Below are 24707 nucleotides of genomic sequence, written 5' to 3'. Positions count from 1 at the left end.
CCGATCGGCGCGGACGGCCACCGAGCCGGATCGCCGAAAACCGTGGAGGACAGTGTGAGTCGCAGCCAGACGATCGGGCGCAGGGCGTTCCTGGCCGGTGCGGCCACCCTCGCGGCCGGGACCACGTTGGCCGGGCGCACGCCAGCGCATGCGGTACCCGTCGCCGAGGGCGTCACCAAGTTCCCCTTCCCGGCGCAGCGCCGGGTGCGGGTGCTGGTGACCGGCGACGCGGGCACCGGCACCCGCACCCAGTGGGCCGTCGCCGACGCCATGCGCGCGCTGCACGGCCGCGAACCCATCTCGCTCGCCGTGGGCCTCGGCGACAACATCTACGAGCACGGGCCCGAGAGCGCGGCCGACGTCCAGTTCGCCGACAAGTTCGAAAACCCCAACGCCGGACTGGATTTCCCCTGGCTGATGGTGCTGGGCAACCACGACAACAGCTCGGTTCTCGGCGGTGACGGCGGGTGGTTGCTGCGCGGCAACGCCGAGGTGGAGTACCACGCGAACTCCCGGCGCTGGTGGATGCCGAGCCGCTACTACTCGGTCCGGATTCCGGAGCACGACCCCGTCGTCGAGTTCTTCGTCCTCGACGTCAACCCGTTGGCGGCCTACGTGCCGCCGGTCTTCTCGCCGTACTGGGCGGTCGACGGCCAGTTCATGAACCAGCAGCGCGACTGGCTCGATCGCGCCATCGCCGACTCGCCCGCCACGTGGAAGATCGCCTGCACCCACCACCCGTATCTCAACAACGGCCCGCACGGGGACGCGGGCCGCTACGAGGGCCTTTCGCTGGAGCCGATCAGCGGCGTGCACGTGAAACGCTTCTTCGAAGACCATGTGATCGGGCGCTGTCAGTTCATCCTGTCCGGGCACGATCACTCGCTGCAGGTGCTGGAACCCACCACGGAGTCGAAGGGGACCAGGCAGATCGTATCGGGTGCGGCCGCGAAAACGGTGGGCGCGGAGCCGCGGCTCGTGGCGAGCGCGGGCCACGGTGCGCTCTACGAGAACTACCACGAGCTGGGGTTCATGGTGCTCGAGCTCACCGAGGACGGGGTCGACCTCGGCGTGCACACGGTCGATCCGGCGACCGGCGCGTCTGCCGAGGCGTTCCGGCGGCGTCTGGCCTGAGTTCCAACTGTGTTGCGCCGCGCGAGAATTGCGGCGTGCCGCCGTCACGACGGCTACCGTTCTGGCTATGGCACCGGGTGATGGTTCCAGTGACGCAGGCGATGACCTTTCCATCAGCTCGGTGGGGGGCGAGACCCCGGACACGCCGCCGTCTGTACGCAGCCGAACTGATCCGGCGGTCGAGAACGTGTGGCTGCGCCGCAGTCCGCCGCCGCAGCGCCCCGGCGTGCCGCGGATGTCGACGGTGGCGCTGCTCGTCGCGTTCCTCGCCGTCCTCGCGCTCTACGTCGTGCTGCACCAGGGTGGTTAGCGCGTCCGCGACCTGCGGGAATAATCCGGTTGCCGGGTCACTTAAAGTGGACCGTTATGAAGGAGAAGGGGCGCAAGGTCATCGCGACCAACCGCCGGGCGCGGCACAACTACACGATCCTGGACACCTACGAGGCCGGGATCGCGCTGGTCGGCACGGAGGTGAAGAGCCTGCGTGAGGGCAAGGCCTCACTGGTGGACGCCTTCGCGACGGTGGACAACGGCGAGGTGTGGTTGCGTGGCCTGCACATCCCCGAGTTCAGCCACGGCACCTGGACCAACCACGCGCCGCGCCGGGTGCGCAAGCTGCTGCTGCACAAGCGCGAGATCGAGCGGCTGGTCGGCAAGTCGCGAGAGGGCAACCAGACGCTGGTGCCGCTGTCGATGTATTTCTCCGACGGCAAGGTGAAGGTCGAACTGGCGCTGGCCAAGGGCAAGCAGGACTACGACAAGCGGCAGGACCTGGCCCGGCGCACCGCCGAGCGAGAGGTCACTCGTGAACTAGGACGGCGGGTCAAAGGCATGCGGTGACCGCCGTCCTGCTCGCGCTGGCAGCCGCGGTGGGCTACGGCGTGAGCGACTTCTACGGCGGTGTGGCGTCGCGGCGGGTGACCGCGCTGCGTGTGGTCATCTATTCCTATCCGTTCTCGGTGCTGCTGGTCCTGGTGCTGCTCCCGTTCGTGTCCGGCAGCCTGGACGCGGCGTCGCTGTGGTGGGGCACGGCGGCGGGCGTCGCGAGCGGCGTCGCCGTGTGGTGGTTCTACGCCGCCCTGGCCGACGGTCCGATGGCGGTCGTGTCGCCGCTGACGGCGGTGCTGGTCGCGGGCATTCCGGTACTCGCCGGGCTGGCGACCGGCGAGCGCCCCGGCCCGCTCGCCTTCGCGGGTATCGTGTTCGCCCTGGTCTCGGTGCTGCTGGTGAGCCGGGAGTCGCCGGACGACGTGACGGAGGAGATCACCGGCGGACGCGAACTACGGTTCACCCGCAAGGTCGCCGCGCTGACCATCGGTTCCGGTGCGGCGTACGGTCTCGCGTTCGTCTTCTTCCACGAAACCGCGTCGGACTCCGGACTGTGGCCGTTGCTCATGCAGCGTCTCGCGGCCACCGCGGTGGTCTGGCTGACCGCGCTGACCGCGGGAGAGTTCGGGCGGTTGCGGGGTGAACCGCTGCGCCTGGCCTGCTACATCAGCGTGCTGGACGTCATGAGCAACGCGGCGCTGCTGTACGCCTTCCACGGTTCGCTGCTGTCGCTGGTGAGCGTGATCGGCTCGCTCTACCCGGCGGTGACCGTGCTGCTGGCGATGGTTCTGCTCGGTGAGCGGGTCCACCGCCAGCAGCAATTCGGCCTGCTTCTCGCGTTGGCCGCGGTCGCACTCATCGCCGCGGCATGAGTTCACCGGCCGGGATGCGCTCCGAAGCGAGCCGGAGACGACTCGGGCGAGGGGTGTCGGGCCGTCCCGAGCGAGGGAGAACCGGCTAGGTTCCAGCCCCGCCGCCCAGGGCCGTCCCGCCGTCTGGAGCCGTTCCGCTGCCGGAGCTGTCTCGTCGCCGGAGCTGTTCCGCTGCCGGAGCTGTCTCGTCGCCGGAGCTGTTCCGCTGCCGGAGCGGTTCCGTCGCCGGAGCTGTCCCGCCGTCCGGAGCGGTTCCGTCGCCCGAAGCTGTTCCGCCGCCACGAGCGGTTCCGTCGTCCGGAGCCGTTCCGCTGCCCAGAGCTATCCCGCCCGCGCGGATCAGCGGGTGCACGGTTCCCGGATCGATATGCGCTTGAGCGTCGGACTGCGGTAGTCGGCCACCACGGTGCGCGAACCCAGCGCCGTGGACGGGTCGGGCACGTTGATCACCGCGCGCTGCGCCGCGACATCCGGTTCGTCGCGCCCATAGACCTGCGGCGCAGCCATGCCTTCGGAATCGACAGTGAGCCCGGCGAGGGTCTTGCGCAGGGTCGGCCGGTCCAGGCTGCCCGTCTCGGCCGCCTTGGTGAGCAGCGCCTTCAGCGGATACGAAATCGCCCAGCCCAGGTTGTAGCCGAAATTCGTGGGTTCGCTCGGCGCGGCGTTCCTGGCGCGTTTCGCTCCGGTGCTCGCGCCGTCCCAGCCGTCGAACGGCGAGGTGTAGTTGTACAGGGCCGTGAGCGCGGGTGCGGCCGGTGTCTTGAGCAGCGCGCTGTTCCAGGTCGGGGTGGATCCGAGGAACCGGCCCGTGTAACCGGATTTCGCAAGCTTGCCGACGATTTCGGCGGTCTCCGCCGGACCGGTGGCCAGCAGGACCACGTCGGGCGGATCGGCCATGATCTCGGCGACCGGGTAGTCCTGCGTGCCGACCTCCGTGTTGGGCCCGGTGTCGATCCGCTCGGTGATCGTCGCGCCGTTGTCCAACGCCCACTTGAGCGCGCCGCTGGCGTAGTCGCCGCCGTAGTTGCCGCGATAGGCGACCACACCGAGCGTGCGCGGCTGGTAGAAGGTCTGCGCGAACCAATCCAGGCCGAGCACGGCTTCCGTGCAGTAGGAGAATCCGTCATCGAGCACCAGATCGCGGTCGGTGGTGCGGTACTGCCACCCCGACCAGAGGGTGCCGGCCCCGGTCACCAGGTCCGCCTCGTCCATCTCGTGCAGCACCGCGAGCGTCTGCGCGGTCCCGAAACTCATCGCCAGGGCCAGCACGTGCGGGGCTATGTTCTCGAATTCCGTGACGTGCCTGCGCGGATCGTAGGCGGTGTCGCGGGTGTAGGTCGTGATGTCGATTTCGTATCCGCCGATGCCACCCTGCTTGTTCACCTCGTTCCAAAACGCGATCTGCCCCTCCTGCAAGGACTTTCCCAGCGGAGCGAAAGGACCGTTGTTCAGGTCCGACAGCACGCCGAGATAGATGCAGCCCTTGTCCCGCTGGATCGCATGGGGGCAGGCTTCGCGGGTGACGCCGGGCGCGGCGCCGGGCGAGGAGGACGAACAGCCGCCGGTCAGGACGAGCCCGAGCGCGAGGGGAGCGGCCACGAGACGAAGTAGCCGACGAAATTTACTGTGAACAGGCATATGTCGCTCGCTTACGGCTGTACGCAGGGCTCGTTGAGGGTGACGCGGTCCTGAGTCGGGCCGTGATAGTCGGTCGCCAGGGTCTTCGCGCCCAGCGGCGCGGTTTGATCGGGCGCTTCGATGACGGCGCGCTGCCGGGTGAGGTCGGGTTTCACCGCGCCGTAGGTGTGTTCGGGAATCGCGCCCTCGTAGTCCACGCGCAGTCCGTGCACGGCTTGCCGGACGCCCTTGCGGGTCAGCTTGCCTTCGTTGACCGCGCGGGTGAGCAGCGCCTTCATCGGATACGAGAACATCCATCCTGCGCTGTAGCCCCACGTGGACGGCTCCCTGGTCGCCGAGGCCCTTGCCTTCTTGGCGCCCGCGCTGGTGCCGTCCCAGCCGTCCAGCGGCGAGGTCATGTTGTAGCGAGCGGTGATCGCCGAGGCGGCAGGGCTTTTCAGCAGGCCGCCGTTCCAGGTCGGGCCCGAGCCGAGGAACTTGCCGGGGAAACCGGCCAGCGCCGCCTTGCCCATGATCTCGCCCGCCTCCGCGGGCCCCGTGGCCAAGAGCACGAGATCCGCCCTGCTGTTGAGGATCTTGGCGACCGCGGCGTCCTGGTTGCCGATCTGGGTGTTCGGCTCGGTGTCGATCTGCGCCACCAGGTCCACGCGATTGGCCGACGCCCACTTCTTGGCGCCGGTGGCGTAATCGCCGCCGTAGTCGCCCTGGTAGCTGACGGTGGCGATCGAATTCGGCTTGGCGTCGTGCTCGGCGATCCAGTCCAGCGCGATGATCGCCTCCGAGCAGTAGGAGTAGCCCGACTCCAGCAGCAGACCCTTGTCACTGTTCTCGAATTGCCAGCCCGACCACAGGGTTCCGGCGATGGCGATCATGTTCGCCGCGTCCATCTCGGGAAGTACCTTCTGCGTCTGCACGGTGCCGAAACTCATCGAGAGCGCGAGGATGTGCGGCTCGATTCTCCGGTAGGCCTCGGCGTGTTTCTGCAGATCGTAGTTCGTGTCCTCGGTATAGGTGGCGATGTCCACCTCGTACTTGCCGCCGATCCCGCCCGCTTCGTTCACCGCCCGCCAGAACGCCAGCTGGCCGTTGTGAATGTCCTTGCCCAGCGCGGCGAACGGCCCACTCGTCAGATCGGAAAGCACGCCCAGATAGATACACCCTTTGCGCGGGTCCACCGCGTTCGGACACGGATCGGAGGTGACCCCGGGTTCGATGGCGTCGTTGGACTTGTCGCGCAGGGCGGAACACCCGGTCAAGACGAGTCCGGCGATGACGGTGAGGGCGGACAGGCGCAGCAACCTGTCCCGAATGGTGCGAACTGCCAAAGTGTTTCCTTAGTCTGAAATCGAGATCCGCTGCTCAGAGCCGATCGTACGGCTCGTGCAGTGTAAGTCGGGTTGGTCTTCGGACCCCGGGAATCGGCTACCAGCATCCGGGAAGGATCGGAGCCGACGCGTGGCATGCGCTTGGGTCGGCCCGTGCGCTCGCGGAGCGCCACCGCCGGGTCGATGGTCCGCCGGCTCGCGGGCGGACTTCCGGCTGTATCCGGGGTCCGCGCTCCGGATGCGCGGCCAGCAGGGCATCCGGTCGAGCGGACACCGGCGATCAGCGTCGACCTTGGGTAACCAGGGGCCTGACCTGCGGTATTCACCTCCGTGGACCGCACGCGGGCGTGACGACCGCCACCCCCGGATATCGGGATGATCCGTGCTCTCCCCGGTGTTAACATGAACAGCCCGGCAAGGTGCCGGGACGTACGGGGCTGAACGGTTTCGACTGCGTACGTTGATTCAGGGGAAGCGTGTCGGTGCAGGCAAGAGACCACCGTAAGCGTCGTTGCAACCAATTAAGCGCCGATTCCAATCAGCGCGAGTACGCTCTCGCTGCCTGATCAGCAGAGCGTCTCTGTCGGCCCGGGGCATGCCCTCGGCTCCGGTGCCGGCATCAGCTAGAGGGCTCACCGTCCTACTCGGTCGCGGAGTAGGGCGGGACATCCAACAGCGACTGGGATCGTCATCCGGGCTTGTTCGCGGGACCCGGAGATCCGAGTAGAGACACAGCGAACTGCACACGGAGAAGCCCTGAAGACGCGGCGGAGGACCCGGGTTCGATTCCCGGCAGCTCCACGACAAGGCCCCTCACTTGCACCGCAGGTGAGGGGCCTTTTTCGTAACGCGACCGTCCGAACCGATCATGTCTTCGGAGCCGATTGCGTGACGTCACGGGTGGGGCTAGCTGTCCTCGCTAGCCCCCGCCTTGCCTTCGCCGGCCTTGCCACTGTCCCGGAGGTATCGCTCAGCGGACACCTTGCGGGGGCATGGCGGTTCGCAGTTCGTGTGGATCTTCAGCAGACCACGCGCGTGCTTCTCGTCCGCAGGCATGTTGCCGTCCTCGCAATAGTCCTGCACCCAGGAACGCCGAGTCGTCACCGCTTGTCCTCGCTCTCGATGCGGTCCATGACCTCACGGAACGGCACCTGCTCGTCCGTATCGCCTCCGAGATCGAGTAGCCAAGGCAGGACCCAGAACACGAGGATGAGCAGGCCGCCGACAGCGGCCATGACAATAAGGGTGACTGCGAGTTCGGTCACTCCGGAACCCCCTTGCATCGTGGTGTTGGTTGGCTGGCACCCAGCGCCGGGGAGGTCGGGACTCGAACCCGACGCCGGGGCCGCGTTCAGAGTCCGTCGACAGGTCATGTCCGCGCGATGACGGAATCGGCGTCAATACGCGGCTATTCAAGGCGACATTTAGGCGTCAAAGCATTACGGTTGGCGACATGGCTTCCGCACCTAACACGGCTCTCCGCGCGGCCCGGAACGCGCGTCTGATGAGCCAAGACGACCTAGCGCGGGCGCTCCGGGAAGCGGGATGTGCCAGCGCCACCAAACGACTCGTGCAGCGCTGGGAATCAGGGCTCACCACCAACCCGCGGCCGTCGCACGCGCGGGCACTCGAGAAGGTGATGCGGCTGCCGATCGAATCGCTTGGATTCGGTGCCGTGATGGCTGGCCGCAGCCTGTCCGGTGGCGAGGACGGGACCGTGGTCGACTCGGCTATCGGTGAAGTCTCGCCCGAGCAGTTCGCGGCCGCCCGGCGCCCACGGACGCCCGGCAACTATTCGGGGGTCTGGCTGAGCCGCTACGAGTACTACTCGTCCGGCCGAGACGCGACGTTCACGGCCGTGCATCACGTGGTGGTGCTACAGCACGACAACCGCCTGACGGTCCGCAGCCTGCCGAACTCCGCGCAGTCGTCGATGGAGATGGACCTGACCGTCGACGGTCACGTGGCTACGGGAACATGGCGTGAGCACACCGCCCAGGATGGTTACTACCGCGGTGCCTACTACCACGGGGCGATCCAGTTGTTGATCGAGCTGACCGGTGCGCGGATGGCCGGCAAGTGGGTGGGGTTCGGCAAGAGTTTCGAGATCAACTCCGGCCCGTGGGAGCTGGTGTTACAGGATTCCTCGACGTCCAAGGCGGCTATCGACGCATACGACCGACCGCCGGACGTGGCGTAACGCGGGCATACGTTGGACGCAGTCGGCCGAAAAGAGGGATCTGCGCTCATCCCTCCAATCGCCGTCCGCGTAAATGTCCAGACCAGCCCTTCTTTACGCGTTCGGATCGCCGTACGCCGCGGCGATGCCCTGGGAGCTGCTCCATCGGCTGTAGGTGGGGGACTGGGGCCAGCCTTCGGGGGAGTCCTGCCATTCCTCTTGGCGGCCGTAGGGGAGCAGGTCGATCAGGGCGAAGGAGTGGCTGAGTTGTTCGGTGCCGCGGCCGGTGGTGTGCCAGGTGCGGTAGACGGTGTCGCCGTCGCGGAGGAAGACGTTGACCGCGAATCCTCCGCCCGGGGGTGCGCCGACGTCGGCGCCGAAGGAGCTGTTCGCCGTGGAGTACCAGGTCATCCTGTTTCCGACTCGCCGCTTGTAGGCGAGCGCTTCCTCGATCGGCCCCTGGGTGACGATGACGAACCTGGCGTCGTAGTTGTTCAGGAACTCCAGGCGGGTGAACTGCGACGTGAAGCCGGTGCAGCCGCCGCACTGCCACTTCTCGCCGGGAAACCACATGTGGTGGTAGACGATCAGCTGCCGCATGCCGTCGAAGAGGTCGACCAGCCGGACCGGCCCGTCTTCGCCCTCGAGGGTGTAGTCGGGCATCTGCACCATCGGCAGGCGGCGGCGCTGCGCGGCGATCGCGTCCAGCTCCCTGGTTGCGGCCTTCTCCCGGACACGCAGCGCTTCGAGTTCGCGTTGCCAGGTCTCGGCGTCGGCGACGGGCGGCAGTGCTGTGGTGCTCATGGAGGTCGTCCTCTCTGGCGTGTTCTCGGGTGGGCTGCAGGTGTAGACCGCGCACGCGAGCGGAACTAATCGGCGCCCGCCGAATCGCCTCCTCGGCGACGGTGTTCGAAATGGGGCAATTCGGTCCAATAGGTCGGATTCTGTTTGGTTGCTGAGCCTCGTGGAATTCCGGGATCAATGTCCATTGACCAGGGAAAATGGGGTGTTAGCCCCCCGGTATCTGGATGGCTGCCATGATGCTCGAAGCCGAGATGCGGAACTCTTGCCCCCACGGTGGGTGCGGGAGGTCGACATGACCGCGGATGTCGCAGGCAACGGCACGCCGTCGGTCCTGCGTGCCGCCTGTGTGAGTGTCGGTGTCGATGCGAGCGATGCCGAGGCGGTGGACGCCCAGGGGGTCTACCGGTTGCGTGACGGAATCGTCGTGCGGATCGGCAGGAGGGGGCAGAAGCTGGCGGCCTCCAGGGAAGTCGCCGTGGCTCGATGGCTGGAGACCTGCGGGGTCTCCGCCACGCGGGTCGTCCCGGACATCCCGCAGCCGGTCGTGATCGACAGCAGGCCGGTCACCTTTTGGCAGGAGTTGCCGCCGCACCATCCCGGTACGCCCGGTGATGTCGCCAGGGCGCTGGGGCAGTTGCATCGGCTGCCGCTGCCCGGCTTCGAGCTTCGCCGGATGTCGCCCTTGGCTCGAGTGGAGGACGAGATCGACGCCGCGCGGACGGTGACCGAGGACGACCGCCGCTGGCTGCGCAAACACCTGGAGGAACTGCGTGGCCGCTGGAAGGCCCTGCCGCGGGGCCTGCCATGGTCTGTGGTCCGAGGCGCGGGCGGGGACGACGGCGTCGTGGTCGGCGACGACGGCGACGTGATCCTGGTCGGATTGGGCCGGGCGATGGTCGGCCCGCCGGAGTGGGACCTGGTGCGTACGGCGATCGACTGCTGGACCGCCAAGAAGATCACCGCCGCGCAATACGCCGAATTCTGCGCCGGATACGGCCGTGACGTGATGCGCTGGGACGGCTTCTACCTGCTGCGCGACATCCAGGAATTCCGGATGGCCTTGCAGTCGCTACGAGCCGCCACCGCCGACCCCGCCTACCAACGGCAGGCGCTGCGCCGCCTCGCCTACATCCGCGGCGACGAGGGCATGCGACCGTGGCCGGGGTGGGCGGACCTCGACTAGCGAGGTCGCGCCCGTCCGGTGACGTCCACCCGGTCGACGTCGTCATGCCGAAGCCCGCCACCGCGCCGTCCAGGGTGGCGGCGAGGGTGTCCCCGACGCGCGTCCCGCCGGCCGAGTACCGGATCTCGGCGATCGCCGAGGCGTCGTCGGACCTGGCGTGGCGCAGCACCGGGGCGACCTCCGTCATCCGCAGGACGGTGACAGCGAACGCGTCGGTGATCAGCCCTGCTGGGTCGGCACGACGACGAGTTCGGCGATGTTGACGTGCTCGGGAACGTCGACGGCGTAGGCGATCGCGTCGGCGATATCGCCGGGTTCCAGGATCTTGATCGCCGTTCGCCATTGCGCCAGCCCCGCGCGCTGCTGCTCGTCCCGCATGCCGTCGCCGAGTTCGGTGCCGACGAAACCGGGTTCGATGTTCTTGATCCGCACGCCGCGCGGCCCGAATTCGGCGCGCAGATTGCGGGTCAGGTGCGCGACCGCCGCCTTGGTGGCGGTGTAGACGGCGTAGTTGGGGAAGACCGTGTGCCCGCCGATCGAGCCGACCAGCACGAGATCCGCGCGCTTGCCTTCGCTCGCGGCGGCGAGCAGGTCCTCGATGAACGCCCGCCCGGTGTAGAGCAGGCCGGTGACGTTGGTGCCGACCATCTGGTCCCACTCGTCGGTGAGCGCGGACTCGAACGGCGCGGCCAGCATGACGCCCGCGTTCGCGACGACGAGGTCGACGGGCCCGAACGCCGCGCGCACCGTGGCGGCGGCATCCCGCACGGACTGCTGGTCGCCGACGTCGGCGACCACCGCCAGCGCGTCCGCGCCCAGTTCGGCGGCGAGTTCCTCGATGCGATCCTTGCGCCTTCCCAGCAAGGCGACCTTGGCGCCGCCCTGCGCGAGCCGCCGCGCGGTTGCGGCGCCGATTCCACTCGATGCTCCGGTGACGACCGCGACGCGGCCGGTGAGGTTGTTGTTCGTCATGTCCACCACCTTCCTGCCCTTCGCGCGCACCTGACAGGCTGCGGACTTCCTGGGAGTCGCAGGGCCACCCAGGGGCAGGCCGCCTGACCTACGCTCGAATCATGGACTCCGACAATCGACTGGGCGCCTTCCTGCGCGCGCGCCGCGAACTGGTGCGACCGGAGGATTTCGGCCTGCCCGGCGGCGGCCAGCGGCGGGTCGCGGGGCTGCGCCGGGAGGAGATCGCCCTGCTGGCCGGGGTGAGCGCCGACTATTACGTGCGACTGGAGCAAGGGCGCGACCGGCATCCCTCCGAACAGGTCATCGCGTCGCTCGCACGCGTATTCGCGCTGGACGAGGAGGGCACGGCGCACCTGCGCGAACTGGCCCGGCCCACGGCAAAGCGCCAGCGCGCCTCGCGGCGGCCCGAACGCGTCGCGCCCGGCCTGCTGCGCCTGATGGACGCGTGGCCGAACACTCCCGCCCTGGTGCTGGGCAGATATCTGGACGTGCTGGCGGCGAACCCGCTGGCCGCGGCCGTCAACTCGTGTTCGGTTCCTGGCGTCAATCAGGTGCGCATGGTCTTCCTCGATCCGGAGGCGCGCGACCTCTACTCGGATTGGCCGACCATCGCCGCCGACACCGTCGCCAGCCTGCGCGCGACCGCGGGCGCGGACCTGGACGACCCGCGACTGACCGAGCTGGTGGGTGAGCTGTCGCTGAAGAGCGAGGAGTTCCGCCAGCTGTGGGCGCGCCACGACGTGCGGGTGAAGACCGCGGGCGTCAAGGAATTCCGCAACCCCATGGTCGGGGACCTGACCCTGTCCTATGAGACGTTCAGCGTGAACGGCGCGCCGGGGCAGATGCTCATCGCCTACCACGCGGAACCGGGATCGTCCTCGGAGCGATCGCTGGCGCTGCTCGGCAGCTTGATCGCGGACAACCCCGGCACGGCAGCCGATGAGCAGCGCGCAGCCGGGCACCCGGACTCCTCCCGGCAAACCCGCTGAGCGGCCCGCGCGTCAATCCTTCGCTTCGGTGCGCGTCGCCCCGGCCGACGCCGCGACCACACACGCCACGCCTGCCCACTGTCCGAGATTCATGCTCTGACCGAGGACGAGCAGGCCCGCGATCGCCGCGACCGCGGGCTCCAGGCTCATCAGCACGCCGAAGACGCGCGGCGGAATCCGCCGCAGCGCTTCCAGCTCCACCGAATACGGCAGCACCGACGACAGCATCGCCACCGCGAACCCGGCGGCGAGCACGCCGGGTTGCAACAGCGCGGCCCCTGCGTCGAGCACGCCGACCGGCAGCATGATCACACCGCCGAACGCCATGGCCAGCGCCAGACCGCCGCCGCCACTGGTCTGTTCGCCGAGCGCGGCACTCAGCAAGATATAGCCCGCCCAGCACGCCGCCGCGGCCAGCGCGAACAGCACCCCGGCCCAGTTCACCTCGCCGTCCGCCCTGGTCAGCAGCAGCACTCCGGCCCCGGCCAGCACCGCCCACAACGGGTCGATCCAGCGCCGTGATCCGGCCAGCGCGACGCTCAGCGGTCCAAGGAACTCGATGGTCACCGCCATGCCCAGCGGAATCCGGTCGATCGCCTCGTAGAACGAGAGGTTCATCAGCGCGAGCACCGCGCCGTAGCCGAGGACCACCGGCAACGCACGACGCGCCACCCGCAGCGACGAGCGCCAGATCACCAGCAGGACGATGCCGGCGAAGACCAGCCGCAGCGTGACCGCCCCAGCCGCGCCGGTCGCCGCGAACAACTGCTTCGCCACCGCCGCGCCGACCTGCACGCTGACGATGCCCGTCAGCACCAGCGCCGTCGGCGGGACGCCACCGAGCCCATGGGCGGCGACCGATCGCCAGATCGACACCGGCCTCGCGCCGCGCACCCTCCGCTCGAAGTCGATCGCAACCACGCCACACCTCCGTCTCGGCAAGACCTTCGGACACACAACCACGCCGGTATGACACGACCGCCGGTCGGTAAGGCATCTGATCGAGATTCCGCGGTTTGCCTCCGTCGAACCCGTGGGGGAGTGACTATCTAGTTATCGCGCCGGTGCGCGGCCGGCGTCCGTTCGACGAAGAGCGACACACGACCGATAGGACCACCTCGCATGCGAAAAGGAGTTGCCGCGACAGCGGCGGCGATCGGAACAGGCGCGGCAGTCGCGCTGGCTTGCCCTTCCCTGGCCGGAGCCACGGTGACCCAGGTAGGGATGTATCCCGGCATCAATTACGGCTTGGCGACGAACTACGGGACGGGCTGCACCCACACCGCGCGAGCCACGGTGACCGACACCGTCGCACCGGTGACTTTCTACGACAACGGCATTCCGTTCGGCGTGGTGCGGCCGTCCGGCGGCGTCGCGCTGATCGACTGGGTGCCCGCCACACCGGGCCCGCACACCGTCAGCGCGGTGCAGGAGCCGTACGCGCCGTATGTGGCGAGTATCGACCTGCGGGTCGGTGAAGGCGTCCACCTCGGGTATGCGTGCATCGTCAGCGGCGGTTGACCGGTTCGCCGCGCCGGTAGGGCCGCAACCGGCGATGCCGAGCTCGATCTTTTCGTCCGGAAAGGAACTGAGCATGCGAAGCAACGGGCCGATCGTGGTCGGTGTGGACGGCTCCGCCGGATCGTCGGCGGCGGTCGCGTGGGGCGCACAGGCCGCCGCGCAGCATCGGGCGCCACTGCGTCTGGTGCACGTGCTCGACCCGGTCGCCGACTACGGGCCCGGCGTCACCGAACCGCTCACCAGCACCGACTACACCCGGCTGGAGGGGCACGGACGCTGGGTGCTCGACACCGCGACCGAAGAGGCGCGGATCGCGGTCAGGGCGCTGCGCGACATCGAGATCGCCACCGAGATGGTGTACGAGCCGGTCGGTCCGGCGCTGCTCGATCGCACCGGCGGAGCGCGGATGATGGTGGTCGGCACCCGCGAACGCGGAACCGTGAGGCGCGCGCTGCTCGGCTCGGTCAGCGCGGCGCTCGCGCGCCGGGCGCGTTGCCCGCTGGTCGTGGTCCGGGAGGGCGCGCCGCTCACCGAGGAGGCCAGGAAGCAGCTGATCGTGGTCGGGGTGGACGGCACGCAGATCAGCGAACCCGCCATCGAAGCGGCGCTGCACGAGGCCTCGGCGCGAGATGCGCCCCTGCTGGCCCTGCACGTGTGGACCGGCGCCGAAGTGCCGTCGGTGAGCGCGGAGCTCGCGGTGGACACCGAGAAGCAGATCGTGCTCGCGGAGAGCCTCGCCGGATGGCAGGAGCGTTTTCCCGATGTCGAGATCCGCCGCGAGATCGTGACCGACCGGCCCGAGCGCTGCCTGCTCGAACGGTCCGGACAGGCCCAGCTGCTCGTGGTGGGCAGCCGGGGCAGGGGCGGGTTCGCCGGCATGCTGCTCGGCTCGACCAGTCAGTCGCTGCTGCTGTCGGTGGCGTGCCCGATCATGATCGTCCGCGACCTCTCGATGGAAGTCCGCCACCTGCCCGACTGAGCGTCACGCTCCGGTCGTAGAACCCGGCCGGACGATCATCAGAACGGTGACCGCCGCCCACAGCAGATTGAAGACCCCGGTGTCCATGGCGAGACGGCGGATCAGCGCCGGGGTGGTCCCGGTGAGGTCGGCCAGGATCTTCTGCTGTCCCGGCAGCACGAGCAGTGCGAGCACGCCCGCGGCGGCCGTGGTCAACCCGATCGACACGATCAGCCAGGCGTCGCCGAGCACGCCGAGACTGAGGGCGGTGAGCACGCCGAACGCCGGGACCAGCACACCGAGCAGTGCGTAGACCCGGCAGATGCGGTGCAGCGTGCCGAGCACGGCGGGGCTGTGGTCGGCCCCCGAAGGGGTCAGGGCACGGCGGGTGGTGGCCGGAAACATGCTGGCAGCCACCGTCACGGGTCCGACGGCGATGATCACGGCGAGCACGTGGACCGAGAGCAGGAACTTCGTCACGGCGGTCGACACTAACCAGTGTCGGGCGCGCGAGGAATTGGCGAAAGTGCCATATACCGCCGGATTATCGCCACCCACTGTGAAATGCGGAGTCCTTGCGAGACCCAGGTGAACCGCGTTGGCTGGAATCGACTGGACTACTACACTATTGCCATGCACACCGTGGTCGTACTCGCGCTGGACCAGGTGATCTCGTTCGATCTGGCCACGCCGGTGGAGGTGTTCGGCCGCACCTGCCTGCCCGACGGCCGCCCCGCCTATCGCGTGCTGGTCTGCGCGTGCGCGCCGACGGTCGACGCCGGAGTGTTCACCCTGCGAGCGTCCCGCGGTCTCGACGCGCTGGCCGAGGCCGACACGATCGTGCTGCCCGGCTGCGCCGATGTGGGCCTTCCGGTGCCGGACGAGGTGATCGACGCGCTGCGCCGGGCCGCCGCCGCGGGCACCCGCATCGCGTCGATCTGTTCCGGCGCCTTCATCCTGGCGGCGACCGGATTGCTGAACGGTCATCGCGCGACCACGCACTGGCTCGCCGCCGCCGAACTCGCCGCCCGTTACCCGGACATCGAGGTGGACCCCGGCGTGTTGTACGTGGACAACGGCTCGCTGCTCACCTCGGCGGGCGCCGCCGCCGGAATCGACCTGTGCCTGCACATGATCCGCCGCGACTACGGCTCGGCGGTCGCGGCGGACGCGGCCAGGAAGTCGGTCGTGCCACTGGAACGGGAAGGCGGACAGGCGCAGTTCATCGTGCACGATCAGCCGCCGACGCCGCGCGGCTCGGCGCTGGAGCCGGTGCTGCGCTGGATCCAGGACAACTCCGCGCGCGATCTCACCCTCGACGACATCGCCGCGCAGGCCGGGATGAGCACCCGCACGCTCAACCGCCGGTTTCGCGAACACACCGGAACCACTCCGCTGCAATGGCTGCTGCGCGCCCGCATCCGGCAGGCTCAGCATCTGCTCGAAGCCACCAGCCACCCGGTCGATCGGATCGCGGGCCAGGTCGGGTTCGGGTCGCCGACCGCGTTCCGTGACCGCTTCAAGCGAGTGGTCGGGACGAGCCCGCACAGCTACCGTGCGGCGTTCCACGGTTCCGGCGCGAACCGATAGGCGTGTCGAGCCGACCGATGAGTTCCCGCGCGTCGTCCCGTCGGATCAAGCGACCACCTTCGTAACACGATCCGGGAGCAACGCACATGAGGAAGATCACCGCTGGTCTGTTCATCGCCGTCGACGGCGTGGTCGAAGACCCGCAGGACTGGCATTTCCCGTACTTCGACGACGCCATGGGCGCGGCCGTCGACGCCCAGCTCGGCGCCGCCGACACCCTGTTGCTCGGCCGCAAGACCTACGAGAGCTTCGCCGGCGCGTGGCCGGAGCGCGAAGCGGCGGGCGGCCCGGACGCGGCGTTCGCGAAGAAACTGGGCGATGCGCGCAAGATCGTGGTGACCCGGCAGCATCTCGAATTCGATTGGCGCAACTCCGAAGTGATCGACGGCGGCCTGATCGAGGCGGTGACGGCGTTGAAGGCCGAGCCGGGCGGGGACATCGGTATGAGCGGCTCGGTCTCGGTCGTCCGTCAATTGCTGGCCGCCGGGCTGCTGGACGAGCTGCATCTGCTGGTGCATCCGATCGCGGTCGGCAAGGGCGAGCGCCTGTTCCAGGACGGCGCGCCCACCGTCGCGCTGCGCCTGCTGTCGTCGGCCACCTTCGACACCGGTGTGCTGCATCTGGTCTACACCCGCGACGACGCCGCGCAGGCCGGGACCTACGAGGACGCGAAAGTGCATCTGTCCCAAGCAGTCCGGTAGGACTTCAGTGGCCGAGCGCCTTCGCGACGATGCCGCCGGTGACCGACTTGACGAGATAACTCGTCGAGTCGTGCGGTGACGCGCCGTTGTCGAAGTGCGGCTCGGTGACCGGAACGACGGCGCCGCCGGAACACGGCGGGAAGAACGGAGCGAGGTCGAGGTGCGCCGCGACGAGATCATCCTCGTCCACCAGGTTGTGCCAGCTCGTCACCGCCTTCGGCACGGCGCTCGGCTGCGGGCGCAGCCGGTCGTACACGACCGTGCGCAGGCCCAGCGGCGAGCCCATGGTCAGCAGCGTCACCGGGTGGCCGGTGCGGTGCAGCGCTTCGTAGGCGACCACGCTGCCCAGCGAGTGCGCGATCACCAGGCGTGTCTCCGGGCCCACCTGGTCGAGCACCTGCCGCTGGGCGTACTCCCGCAACTCGTCGTCGGTGAAGTATCGAGCGACCTGGGACAACGCGGAGATGACGAACTTCTGCGCCAGCCCGAATCCGAACGGCGCGAACCAGCGCAAACGCATCAGCGCGTTCAAAGCCGGCCGCAGCCGCGCTTGCGTTCCCTGCGCCACCGCGTCCGGCGGCGGTGGGGTGCCCAGGCGGCGGGCCGTCGCTCGATCGCGCTGGTCACCGGCGTGTTCCACGGCCGTGGCGAGCCATGCGGCCGCGAGTTGCTCCATCAGATCCCGTTGCGCGTCGTCGAGTTCGGCACCCGTGCCCTGCGCGCCCTCGATCAGGAACCGATCGCCGTAGAAGGCCATGCGGGTGGACAGGTCGCCGGGAGCGCCGTTGCGCCACAAGCGGTCAGCCAATTCCGGTGCGCCGTGGTTGCGGACGCCTCCCGCGAGCCCCGGCAGCCAGCGCGCCTCCAGCGTGTCGGCCGATTCCTGTTCCTGCGCGATGCCGTGTACGAGGACGATCGTCGCCAATGTCCCACCCCTTTCGTTCCCCGGTGCCGGGAACAGTGTCCCTCATCCGGGGCGAGATCGGCAGCCGGGATCATCGTCCGGATCGGTTGCGCGCCCGGATCGCTTTGCCCAGTGGCGCAATCGAATTGACGAGCCCGAACAGCACTCGCTCGGCGATCGAGTGCTGCGGGGGCAGGACGGCGAGTTGGCGGGCGAGTTCCAGTCCGTTGACGATCGCGGTGTTCGACTCGATCAGTCCCTCGCGCACGACGAACACATCGGTGCCGAGCAAGTCGAGCTGTCTTCCGTTGGGGGCCAACCCGATCAGCGGCGCGGTGCCGTCGAACCGGCCGCGCATGCGCCAGTGCACCACGGCACGCTCGTCTTGCGCGGTGACCGAGAGGATGTCCACGGTCAGATCGGGGACCGCGGCGTGCACGTCGCGGAAGAAGGTCACGATCTCGCCCGGAGCGCGCAGATCGGCGACGCCGACGAACACGTCACGCGCACCGGGCCGCCAGCAGCCGGCGACGGTGGGCCAGTCCTGCGCGCCGATCGCCTCGACATAACGACGCGCCACCGCGCCCGGCTCGTCTGATTCGGTCAACGGGAATCCTTTCGTCGGGAAACGGCGGGTGCGTCCATCACGGCAGCGATTGACACGCGCCGGGCACAATGAGAGTCTGATTCTTTCTTCGTCTCACAGATTTTCGGCGGAGGGGTCGACGATGACCGGGTCCGAAGGGCGCGCAGCGGGCAAGACCGTGCGTATCGCGATAGTGACCTATCCGGGGATGACCGCGCTCGACGCGATCGGCCCGTACGAGGTGCTGCGTTTCGCGCCGGGGGTGGAGATCCGGTTCGTCTGGCACGAGCCGGGACCGATCACCACCGACAGCGGGGTGCTGGTGCTGGGCGCCACGCACTCGTTCGACGAGACGCCGACGCCCGACATCCTGCTCGTCCCCGGTGGACCCGGCTCGACGGTCGCCGCGGTCGACGACGCGCTGCTGGCCTGGTTGCGGCGAGCGCACCAGAGCACGCTGTGGACGACCTCGGTGTGCACGGGCTCGCTGGTACTGGCGGCCGCAGGACTGCTGCACGGACGGCCCGCCACGACGCACTGGCTGGCACAGTCGGCATTGCGCGCCCTCGGCGCCGACGCTCGCCCGGACGAACGGGTGGTGCGCGACGGGAAGACGGTCACGGCCGCGGGCGTCTCCGCGGGCATCGACCTGGCGCTGTGGCTGGTGGGAGAGATCTTCGGGGAGCAGCAGGCGCAGACCGCTCAATTGATCATCGAGTACGACCCGCAGCCGCCTTACGACGCCGGTCATGTCGGCAAAGCCTCGCGCGCCGTGCGGCTGGCCGCCACCGCCCAACAGGCCAGGACCGTGGTCGAGCCGGGCAACCTCGCGGAATTCGCCAGGTTGTCGGCCGCCGTGCCGCAGTTGGCGTGGCGTAGCGCGATTCGTCGGGCGCGCGAACGCGGGAAGGTCTTCAGGCGTCCCGCCATTTGATCGAGCAACCCATGCTCGGGCGGTGCGGTTCGGGTGCGGGTTCGCCCGCCAGCACGGCTTCGACGGCCGTGCGCAAGTCGTTTCCGGTCAGCGGTTTGCCGTTCCCGGGTGTCGATTCGTCGAAGGCGCCGCGGTAAGCGAGCCGGAGGTTCGCGTCGTAGAGGAAGAAATCGGGGGTGCACGCCGCGCGGAAGGCCCGGCCCACGTGCTGTTCCTCGTCGACGAGGTAGGGAAAGGTCCAGCCGGCGCGGATCGCTTGGTCGCGCAGTCGCAGCGGGGCGTCGTCCGGGTAGGCGGTCGCGTCGTTGGTGCAGATCGCCACGGTCGGCATGGACGGCAGCGAGTCGACCAGTTCGCCGAGCGCCGCCTCGATGTGCTTGACGTACGGGCAGTGATTGCATGCGAAGACGACCAGCAGACCCGGGCCGTCGGCGAAGTCGTCGCGGGAGTAGATCCGCTGGTCGAGATCGGGCAGCGAGAAGCCGGGTAGCGGTGTACCGATGGGAACCATGTGGGAGGTATGCGCCATGGTGTGCCTTCCGTCGGGATCGCAGAGGACAGCGGCAGCCTAACCCCGTGTCGTCCGATTCGTCGGAAATACGCCGATGGGCCGTCAGTCGGCGTGGCGGGCGCCGGCCAGATCGGCCGGGTCGGTGTTCGCTCCGCACAGCACCACGCACATCCGCTCGCCGGGTGGGGGCCGGAACGCGGGCTCGTCGCCGCGCAGCGCCGCCAGCGCGGTCGCCGCGGCGTGCTCGACAGCGAGGCGGCGCCGCGCCCACAACTCGCGGCGCGCCGCGACAATCGCGTCCTCCTCGACCAGCACCGATGTCACGTCGTAACGCCGTGCGGCGGTCAGCGCCAGCTCCGTGGCGCGCCGGGCGCCGAGCGAGTCGGCGGCGACCGAGTCGACCTCCACGTCCACCACCTGCCCGGCCGCGATCGCAGCGTGCAACGCGCGGCAACGGACGGGTTCGACGGCGACGGTCCGGACGCCGTAGTGGTCGGCGGCCGTGGCGACACCCGCGAACAGCCCGCCGCCGCCGACGGCGACCACGACGGCGCTCAGGTCGGGAATGCGCTCGTGGATCTCCGTCATCAGCGTGCCTGCGCCGGCCGCGATCAGCGGGTTGTCGTAGGCGTGGGAGAGCAGGGCCCCGGTGGCGTCGGCGAACTCGCGACTGGCCGCGAGCGCGTCGGCGTACTGCGTTCCCACCAGACGGACGTCTGCGCCATAGGAGAGCAACCGGTCCACTTTGACCCGCGGCGCGGTGGTGGGCAGGAACACCGTGGCGGGGATGCCCTGGTTGCGGGCCGCCCACGCACACGCGAGTCCGGCATTGCCGCCGGAGGCGATCGTCACGCCGACCCGGGGGAGCGTGCCGTTCTCGCGGTGCGCGAGCAAGAAGTTGAGCGCTCCGCGCGCTTTGAAGCTGCCGGTGTGCTGGAGGAACTCCAGCGCGAACCACAACTCGCCCGTGTGGTCGGCCTGCGCCACGGCCACCGGCCTGATCTGCCCGGCCACCCGCGCGGCGGCGGCCTTGACGTCGCTGTGGGTCAGTTCCATCGGATTCCCGCCTGTCGTGCCGCTCAGTGCTCGCGGCGGTGCGGGACGAACTCCAAGGTGAGCAGCGCGGCGGCGGCGATCACCACTTCGCGCCAGCGGATCAACGCGTACCGCTGCTCCGACAGCGCGTGGAACTTCCGCAGGAAGCGGTAGAGCGATTCCAGCCGGATCAGCGGATCCGCGAGGTGCACCAGCAGGTAGAACAGCGTGGCCGTGCGCGATTTGTCCTTCTCGGCGAACAGTTCGGGGAACGGGGCGAAAGCCAGCGAGATCCGGTGGATGTCGTGCGCCGCGGCATAGTCGACCAGATCGACGATCATGCGTTCGTCCAGGCCGTTGGGTGCGTCTCTGCGCCGCCACGGCACGTCGAGGCTCAGTTCCCTTCCCCGCCCCGAAACGCCGTAGCGCTGGAAGCCGACCGGGTTGCCGTCGGCGTCGCTGGCGATCACCACCAGCATGTTGGGGTTCCGCCCGTCGAGCAGATGGTCGAGGATCATCGAGAAGCCGCGGGTCTGCCTGCCCCGCCGCCATTCGTCGACGATGGCGAGCAACTCTTCGCGCCGCTGCTCGGTGAGCGCCGACTCGTACACCACCTCGGTGGTGACGCCGAAATTCTTGGTGCGGCTCACGGCTTGGCGCAGGTTGCGGAACTTGCGTCCGACCAGGTTGAACTCGTCCACGTCGAGCACCACGTCGCGGCCGATCGGGACCGCGCGCAGCCCGCGATGCTCCAGCGCCCACACCTGCCACAGCTCCGCCAGTTCCGGGCTCGCGCCGAGCACGGCGACGCGCCAGCCCTGGTTGACGGCGAAGTCGGAGAACGCGGCGACCAGTTCGGGGAAAGCCGCGCGATCGCCGATCGGGTCGCCGGCCACGGCGGCGATGCCGAAGCGGGCGCGATAGCCGATCGCGGCGGTCGAGGACGCGTTGAAGAAGTAGGTCTTGGCCGAGTGCAAGGCGAACGGCGCCAGTGGATCGCCTTCGGTGCGGCCGACCAGCTCGGCCACCCGGTACAGCTGATCGGGCTGCGGTTTGCTGGATATGGGCAGCACCAGCACGAAGCCGGTGGCGGCCAGCAGCACGAAACCGGCGTCCGGATGCTCGGCGCGGTAGGCCACATGCGCGACGGCGAGCACCAGCACCGCGGCGGTGAGATGCGGAAGCGTGATCGGCCTGCGCAGATGCAGCCCGCGCGCGACGAACACCCCGGACAGCGCGAGCGCGACGAACCACCCGTGGTCGACGGTCTCGTCGGAGGTGACGTTGGATTCGTAGGCCAGGATCACCGCGATCAGCAGTGCCAACGTGATCAGCATGGCGCGCGTGGCGGGTGTCGTGGTGAACGCGGCTTCCCGGTAGCCGCTGAGGGTGGCGGCGCGCAACGTGCGCGCGCTGGAGGTTCCCTGGCCGTCAGGCACGACGGGGCTCCGCCCTGCCTTCGCGTTCTGATGCCCACGACAGTTTCGCCATGGTGGCCCTCCAGATGATCGCCTACCGACACACTATGCGCCCGGGCGGTCTCGAGGAAATGCCTTTTCGAAACCGGCCGGTTGCTGGCGTGGCGCGAACCGGACCGGAGGCAGGCCCCGCCACGCAGGCGCAAACATCGGATGAACTCGTTTTATTCCCTCGTCGCCCGAAACGAGCGATCGAGCAGCGCGACGAGCTCGCGCAGCTGCCGTTCGCAGGCGTCCTCGTGGGATGCCGCCGTGATGGCCGCCGCCTCCTGATGCGGGGTCTCGGCGGCCGGATGGCCGCCGTGAAAACTCGCCGCCGCGGCGATCCGGTCGCCGAAGGCTGCCGCCGTGCGCAGCGCGAGCCGCCGGCATAGCCGCCAGCGGGCTTGGCGCGACGAACGCTGAGCCCGCCAGCCGGTCGAGGTAGGCGTGCGCGTCCTCGATCGCCCGCCGGGGCGTGTGCGCCTCGCGCATCGGCCGAGCGCCGGGAAGAACGCAGCGCATGCGCCCAAGTCTCCGAGTTCGGGCGTTGGCAGCGGCTGGTGCGCCGCACCGAAGAAACCCTCGGCTGCAGAACGATTGCTCGAACGTGCACGGCACCCGATCGGAGTGAATCGACAATTCAACCCTATTTCTTTCTGTACGGCGTGGATTCAAGAGATTGCGGTCCAATTGCCGGTTCTTCGGCGTGTATCCGAGATTTTCCGCTGACCCGTTGTCATGCTCAGTGCCTGGCTGATCCGAACCAACCGCCTGTCGAGTGGGCGCGACGAGAGGTCCGACTGTGAAATTGAGCTGGATGGCGATTACCGCGCTGGTCGCCGCCGCCGTATGCGGTTGTTCCGACGACCCGGGGGAGGGTGCGGCGGCGACCTCGACGAATGCCGCTGCCGCGCCGAGCGCTGCGGCGACGACGGCCGCGGCGCGCGACGACGACGCGGCCAACGGCGGTCTGCGAATTTTGCTGGGAGAAGCGAAGAAAGTGCCGGTGCCCGCCGATGTGGTGCTGGATATCCGGGCTCCCGCCGCGTGGGGACAGGCCGCCAGTGGCATTCGCTGCACGGTCACCGACAGTTCCGGTCGGAATGAAGATCTGCGCTCGTCGGACGCGAAGAAGACCGAGGCGTTCGGCGGGACGGATTGGGTGACGGTGTGGACGTTCTCCTCCGTCCCGAACACCGACGTCACCGTGGCTTGCCGGGATCCGGAATCGAAGATCGCCGCCGCGCAGCGTGATCCGTATCTGCGCGTCGTGCCGCGCGCCATCGTTCCGATCGCGCCGCCGCAGCGCTGACCCGCGCTCGGTGACCGCCGCTCAGGCGGCGCGCACAGTGACCGGCCGGTAGACGCGGGACGCGAGAGCCTGCAGCACCATCAGGCGGGTCAGCTGGTTGCGCAACCAGATGTGGCCGCCGGTGGCCGGGATCAGCATGGAACTGCTCGCCCGCACCGAACGCTGGGCCCGCACCACGTTCGGACGCAGGATTCGCTCGTAGCGGCGGAAGGCGATCCGGTGGTCGCCGCCCGCCGCGGCCAGCTCGGTCGCGAGCAGATGCGCGCCCTCGATGGCCAGCGCCGCGCCCGCTCCGGACAGCAGCGTCGCGCAGTAGCCTGCGTCGCCGACCAGCGCGACGCGCCCGTTCGACCAGGCCGGGATGCGGACCTGGCTCACCGCGTCGAAATAGAAGCCGTCGTCGGCGGTGGCCTGGTCGAGCAGCGCGGGCACCTGCCAGGCTCGATCGTCGAAATGCCGGCGCAGCAGAGCTTTCTGAGCATCCTGGTCGCGATGATCGACATCGAGGACACGGTCCTCCCGGAAGGCGAAGAACGCCGTCGCGGTGTCATGGGCCCCCGACCGGTAGACGCCCGCCACCTTCCCCGGCGTGTTGTAGAGGGTGACCGAGTGCGGACGTCCGAGTTCGGCGTCGATACGCGCGGTGGCGAAGTACACGCCGAGGTGGTGCAACGCGTCGGGCTCCGGCATGACGGCCAGATTCCTGGTCCCCGAATGCAATCCGTCGGCGCCGAGGACGAGGTCGTATTCGGCCTGCTTACCGCTGTCGAAGGTCACCTCGACGCCGCCGGGGTGCTGGGTGATCGCGGCGATCGAATCGCCGAAGGAGTACTCGACGTCGTCGGCGGTCGCCTCGTACAGCACCTGGGCCAGGTCGCCGCGCATGATCTCGATGTCGCCCTCGGCGTTGAAGGTGCTCGTGCTGATGCCGGCGACCCGGCGGTCGGCGGCATCAACGAAGGTCAGCTCGCGGATGTCGGTGGCGCGTTCGCGCAGTCGCGGCAGCACGCCCATGCGCTCGGCGATCCGCACCGCATCGGCGCGGATGTCGACGCCGTTGCCGCCCGCGCGCAGCGCAGGGCTGCGCTCGACGACGGTGGGGCGGAAGCCGTTGCGCACCAGCCAGTAGGCGAGCGTCGGTCCGGCGATGCTCGCGCCGGAGATGAGGATGCGGGGTTCGTGCGCCATGAGCGCCTCCTTAGTTGACTGACCGTTGGTCAGTCACGAATGTAAGCCACTGACCATCGGTCAGTCAACGAGTAGGATCTGGA

General features: G+C 68.9%; 27 protein-coding genes and 1 other RNA gene. 15 read left to right on the top strand and 13 right to left on the bottom strand.

The annotated features are described in order from the left end of the window. Positions 1 to 54 precede the first annotated feature (54 nt). The 4 genes from ACH49X_RS06645 (at position 55) to ACH49X_RS06630 (ending at position 2834) form a co-directional block, all read left to right on the top strand. The gene (locus tag ACH49X_RS06645; protein WP_357208140.1) at positions 55 to 1134 is read left to right on the top strand and encodes a metallophosphoesterase; all 1080 of its coding nucleotides are present in this window, start codon (positions 55 to 57) and stop codon (positions 1132 to 1134) included. Between the two features lie 67 nt (positions 1135 to 1201). Beyond that, positions 1202 to 1444 (top strand): hypothetical protein, encoded by a 243-nt coding sequence (locus ACH49X_RS06640; protein ID WP_195078472.1) that lies wholly within the window; start codon positions 1202 to 1204, stop codon positions 1442 to 1444. Positions 1445 to 1500: 56 nt separating this feature from the next. Further along, entirely contained in the window at positions 1501 to 1974 is a 474-nt protein-coding gene (gene smpB, locus ACH49X_RS06635; RefSeq protein ID WP_195078473.1) for an SsrA-binding protein SmpB, read from the top strand. Beyond that, entirely contained in the window at positions 1971 to 2834 is an 864-nt protein-coding gene (locus tag ACH49X_RS06630; protein WP_195078474.1) for an EamA family transporter, read from the top strand. Before smpB ends, ACH49X_RS06630 begins: the two co-directional genes overlap by 4 nt. Positions 2835 to 3173: 339 nt before the next feature. Here the strand turns inward: ACH49X_RS06630 and ACH49X_RS06625 are convergent, their stop codons facing one another. Both ACH49X_RS06625 and ACH49X_RS06620 read right to left on the bottom strand, forming a co-directional pair. Further along, entirely contained in the window at positions 3174 to 4433 is a 1260-nt protein-coding gene (locus ACH49X_RS06625) for an ABC transporter substrate-binding protein (protein ID WP_357108285.1), read from the bottom strand. 50 nt (positions 4434 to 4483) lie between these two features. Beyond that, a complete protein-coding gene (locus ACH49X_RS06620; protein ID WP_357108287.1) occupies positions 4484 to 5797 on the bottom strand; it encodes an ABC transporter substrate-binding protein in 1314 nt (437 codons plus the stop codon). A 433-nt stretch (positions 5798 to 6230) separates the two neighbouring features. On the opposite strand from ACH49X_RS06620, the gene ssrA reads away from it, so the two are divergent. Then, positions 6231 to 6601, top strand: a transfer-messenger RNA (tmRNA) gene (ssrA, locus tag ACH49X_RS06615). A gap of 296 nt (positions 6602 to 6897) precedes the next feature. Here ssrA and ACH49X_RS06610 read toward each other — a convergent pair. Next, complete coding sequence (locus ACH49X_RS06610) at positions 6898 to 7062, bottom strand: hypothetical protein (RefSeq protein WP_323124177.1); 165 nt, start codon at positions 7060 to 7062, stop codon at positions 6898 to 6900. Positions 7063 to 7250: 188 nt separating this feature from the next. Between ACH49X_RS06610 and ACH49X_RS06605 the strand changes: the two genes are divergently transcribed. Beyond that, positions 7251 to 7997: a helix-turn-helix transcriptional regulator gene (locus tag ACH49X_RS06605; protein ID WP_357208143.1), complete on the top strand. Its 747-nt coding sequence runs from the start codon at positions 7251 to 7253 to the stop codon at positions 7995 to 7997. 93 nt (positions 7998 to 8090) lie between these two features. Here the strand turns inward: ACH49X_RS06605 and ACH49X_RS06600 are convergent, their stop codons facing one another. Then, the gene (locus tag ACH49X_RS06600; RefSeq protein WP_357208144.1) at positions 8091 to 8780 is read right to left on the bottom strand and encodes a DUF899 family protein; all 690 of its coding nucleotides are present in this window, start codon (positions 8778 to 8780) and stop codon (positions 8091 to 8093) included. A 292-nt stretch (positions 8781 to 9072) separates the two neighbouring features. On the opposite strand from ACH49X_RS06600, the gene ACH49X_RS06595 reads away from it, so the two are divergent. Further along, positions 9073 to 9963: a phosphotransferase gene (locus ACH49X_RS06595; RefSeq protein ID WP_357108296.1), complete on the top strand. Its 891-nt coding sequence runs from the start codon at positions 9073 to 9075 to the stop codon at positions 9961 to 9963. Positions 9964 to 10182: 219 nt separating this feature from the next. Here ACH49X_RS06595 and ACH49X_RS06590 read toward each other — a convergent pair whose 3' ends face one another. Further along, positions 10183 to 10935, bottom strand: a complete 753-nt coding sequence (locus ACH49X_RS06590) for an SDR family oxidoreductase (protein WP_195078480.1) — start codon at positions 10933 to 10935, stop codon at positions 10183 to 10185. Between the two features lie 101 nt (positions 10936 to 11036). Between ACH49X_RS06590 and ACH49X_RS06585 the strand changes: the two genes are divergently transcribed. Further along, positions 11037 to 11924: a helix-turn-helix transcriptional regulator gene (locus ACH49X_RS06585; RefSeq protein ID WP_357208146.1), complete on the top strand. Its 888-nt coding sequence runs from the start codon at positions 11037 to 11039 to the stop codon at positions 11922 to 11924. A 12-nt stretch (positions 11925 to 11936) separates the two neighbouring features. Here the strand turns inward: ACH49X_RS06585 and ACH49X_RS06580 are convergent, their stop codons facing one another. Continuing rightward, positions 11937 to 12845, bottom strand: coding sequence for an EamA family transporter (locus tag ACH49X_RS06580; RefSeq protein ID WP_357208148.1), 909 nt, complete (start codon positions 12843 to 12845; stop codon positions 11937 to 11939). 201 nt (positions 12846 to 13046) lie between these two features. On the opposite strand from ACH49X_RS06580, the gene ACH49X_RS06575 reads away from it, so the two are divergent. Further along, entirely contained in the window at positions 13047 to 13445 is a 399-nt protein-coding gene (locus ACH49X_RS06575) for an Ig-like domain repeat protein (protein WP_195078483.1), read from the top strand. Positions 13446 to 13518: 73 nt separating this feature from the next. Beyond that, positions 13519 to 14424 carry a universal stress protein gene (locus ACH49X_RS06570; protein ID WP_195078484.1) on the top strand — a complete coding sequence of 302 codons (906 nt, stop codon included), beginning with the start codon at positions 13519 to 13521 and terminating at the stop codon, positions 14422 to 14424. A 3-nt stretch (positions 14425 to 14427) separates the two neighbouring features. On the opposite strand, the gene ACH49X_RS06565 is transcribed toward ACH49X_RS06570, so the two are convergent. Continuing rightward, positions 14428 to 14883 carry a hypothetical protein gene (locus ACH49X_RS06565; RefSeq protein ID WP_195078485.1) on the bottom strand — a complete coding sequence of 152 codons (456 nt, stop codon included), beginning with the start codon at positions 14881 to 14883 and terminating at the stop codon, positions 14428 to 14430. Positions 14884 to 15036: 153 nt separating this feature from the next. On the opposite strand from ACH49X_RS06565, the gene ACH49X_RS06560 reads away from it, so the two are divergent. Further along, positions 15037 to 15993, top strand: a complete 957-nt coding sequence (locus ACH49X_RS06560) for a GlxA family transcriptional regulator (protein WP_195078486.1) — start codon at positions 15037 to 15039, stop codon at positions 15991 to 15993. A gap of 86 nt (positions 15994 to 16079) precedes the next feature. Then, the gene (locus tag ACH49X_RS06555; protein ID WP_195078487.1) at positions 16080 to 16694 is read left to right on the top strand and encodes a dihydrofolate reductase family protein; all 615 of its coding nucleotides are present in this window, start codon (positions 16080 to 16082) and stop codon (positions 16692 to 16694) included. Between the two features lie 4 nt (positions 16695 to 16698). On the opposite strand, the gene ACH49X_RS06550 is transcribed toward ACH49X_RS06555, so the two are convergent. Beyond that, on the bottom strand, positions 16699 to 17619 hold the full coding sequence (locus ACH49X_RS06550) for a hypothetical protein (protein ID WP_195078488.1): 921 nt from the start codon (positions 17617 to 17619) through the stop codon (positions 16699 to 16701). 70 nt (positions 17620 to 17689) lie between these two features. Beyond that, complete coding sequence (locus ACH49X_RS06545) at positions 17690 to 18205, bottom strand: ester cyclase (RefSeq protein ID WP_195078489.1); 516 nt, start codon at positions 18203 to 18205, stop codon at positions 17690 to 17692. 121 nt (positions 18206 to 18326) lie between these two features. On the opposite strand from ACH49X_RS06545, the gene ACH49X_RS06540 reads away from it, so the two are divergent. Beyond that, positions 18327 to 19118, top strand: a complete 792-nt coding sequence (locus ACH49X_RS06540; protein ID WP_195078490.1) for a DJ-1/PfpI family protein — start codon at positions 18327 to 18329, stop codon at positions 19116 to 19118. Here ACH49X_RS06540 and ACH49X_RS06535 read toward each other — a convergent pair. From ACH49X_RS06535 to ACH49X_RS06525, 3 genes are all read right to left on the bottom strand, one after another. Continuing rightward, positions 19099 to 19629: a thioredoxin family protein gene (locus ACH49X_RS06535; RefSeq protein WP_397069027.1), complete on the bottom strand. Its 531-nt coding sequence runs from the start codon at positions 19627 to 19629 to the stop codon at positions 19099 to 19101. The two genes, ACH49X_RS06540 and ACH49X_RS06535, sit on opposite strands and share 20 nt — an antisense overlap. A 102-nt stretch (positions 19630 to 19731) precedes the next feature. Then, complete coding sequence (locus ACH49X_RS06530) at positions 19732 to 20685, bottom strand: serine/threonine dehydratase (protein ID WP_195078492.1); 954 nt, start codon at positions 20683 to 20685, stop codon at positions 19732 to 19734. A gap of 23 nt (positions 20686 to 20708) precedes the next feature. Beyond that, the gene (locus ACH49X_RS06525; RefSeq protein ID WP_357208152.1) at positions 20709 to 22103 is read right to left on the bottom strand and encodes a phosphatidylglycerol lysyltransferase domain-containing protein; all 1395 of its coding nucleotides are present in this window, start codon (positions 22101 to 22103) and stop codon (positions 20709 to 20711) included. A gap of 50 nt (positions 22104 to 22153) precedes the next feature. On the opposite strand from ACH49X_RS06525, the gene ACH49X_RS06520 reads away from it, so the two are divergent. After that, on the top strand, positions 22154 to 22516 hold the full coding sequence (locus ACH49X_RS06520; RefSeq protein ID WP_357208155.1) for a hypothetical protein: 363 nt from the start codon (positions 22154 to 22156) through the stop codon (positions 22514 to 22516). A gap of 425 nt (positions 22517 to 22941) precedes the next feature. Beyond that, complete coding sequence (locus tag ACH49X_RS06515) at positions 22942 to 23436, top strand: hypothetical protein (protein ID WP_357208157.1); 495 nt, start codon at positions 22942 to 22944, stop codon at positions 23434 to 23436. A gap of 21 nt (positions 23437 to 23457) precedes the next feature. Here ACH49X_RS06515 and ACH49X_RS06510 read toward each other — a convergent pair whose 3' ends face one another. Beyond that, positions 23458 to 24624 carry an FAD-dependent monooxygenase gene (locus tag ACH49X_RS06510; RefSeq protein WP_357208159.1) on the bottom strand — a complete coding sequence of 389 codons (1167 nt, stop codon included), beginning with the start codon at positions 24622 to 24624 and terminating at the stop codon, positions 23458 to 23460. Positions 24625 to 24707 lie beyond the last annotated feature (83 nt).

This window comes from Nocardia sp. NPDC019323 (genome assembly GCF_044389845.1).
Classification (GTDB): Bacteria; Actinomycetota; Actinomycetes; order Mycobacteriales; family Mycobacteriaceae; genus Nocardia; species Nocardia implantans.
The sequence above is the reverse complement of the archived record's forward strand: the minus strand, read 5'-3'. Positions and strand labels throughout refer to the sequence as shown.

What these genes read in the sequence shown, in the direction of transcription:
- ACH49X_RS06640 (WP_195078472.1), top strand. Translation starts at nt 1,202, where the DNA reads ATGGCACCGGGTGATGGTTCCAGTGACGCAGGCGATGACCTTTCCATC.
- smpB (WP_195078473.1), top strand. Translation starts at nt 1,501, where the DNA reads ATGAAGGAGAAGGGGCGCAAGGTCATCGCGACCAACCGCCGGGCGCGG.
- ACH49X_RS06605 (WP_357208143.1), top strand. Translation starts at nt 7,251, where the DNA reads ATGGCTTCCGCACCTAACACGGCTCTCCGCGCGGCCCGGAACGCGCGT.
- ACH49X_RS06600 (WP_357208144.1), bottom strand. Translation starts at nt 8,780, where the DNA reads ATGAGCACCACAGCACTGCCGCCCGTCGCCGACGCCGAGACCTGGCAA.
- ACH49X_RS06595 (WP_357108296.1), top strand. Translation starts at nt 9,073, where the DNA reads ATGACCGCGGATGTCGCAGGCAACGGCACGCCGTCGGTCCTGCGTGCC.
- ACH49X_RS06590 (WP_195078480.1), bottom strand. Translation starts at nt 10,935, where the DNA reads ATGACGAACAACAACCTCACCGGCCGCGTCGCGGTCGTCACCGGAGCA.
- ACH49X_RS06585 (WP_357208146.1), top strand. Translation starts at nt 11,037, where the DNA reads ATGGACTCCGACAATCGACTGGGCGCCTTCCTGCGCGCGCGCCGCGAA.
- ACH49X_RS06575 (WP_195078483.1), top strand. Translation starts at nt 13,047, where the DNA reads ATGCGAAAAGGAGTTGCCGCGACAGCGGCGGCGATCGGAACAGGCGCG.
- ACH49X_RS06570 (WP_195078484.1), top strand. Translation starts at nt 13,519, where the DNA reads ATGCGAAGCAACGGGCCGATCGTGGTCGGTGTGGACGGCTCCGCCGGA.
- ACH49X_RS06560 (WP_195078486.1), top strand. Translation starts at nt 15,037, where the DNA reads ATGCACACCGTGGTCGTACTCGCGCTGGACCAGGTGATCTCGTTCGAT.
- ACH49X_RS06555 (WP_195078487.1), top strand. Translation starts at nt 16,080, where the DNA reads ATGAGGAAGATCACCGCTGGTCTGTTCATCGCCGTCGACGGCGTGGTC.
- ACH49X_RS06540 (WP_195078490.1), top strand. Translation starts at nt 18,327, where the DNA reads ATGACCGGGTCCGAAGGGCGCGCAGCGGGCAAGACCGTGCGTATCGCG.
- ACH49X_RS06535 (WP_397069027.1), bottom strand. Translation starts at nt 19,629, where the DNA reads ATGGTTCCCATCGGTACACCGCTACCCGGCTTCTCGCTGCCCGATCTC.
- ACH49X_RS06530 (WP_195078492.1), bottom strand. Translation starts at nt 20,685, where the DNA reads ATGGAACTGACCCACAGCGACGTCAAGGCCGCCGCCGCGCGGGTGGCC.
- ACH49X_RS06520 (WP_357208155.1), top strand. Translation starts at nt 22,154, where the DNA reads ATGGTGGCCCTCCAGATGATCGCCTACCGACACACTATGCGCCCGGGC.
- ACH49X_RS06515 (WP_357208157.1), top strand. Translation starts at nt 22,942, where the DNA reads ATGGCGATTACCGCGCTGGTCGCCGCCGCCGTATGCGGTTGTTCCGAC.
- ACH49X_RS06510 (WP_357208159.1), bottom strand. Translation starts at nt 24,624, where the DNA reads ATGGCGCACGAACCCCGCATCCTCATCTCCGGCGCGAGCATCGCCGGA.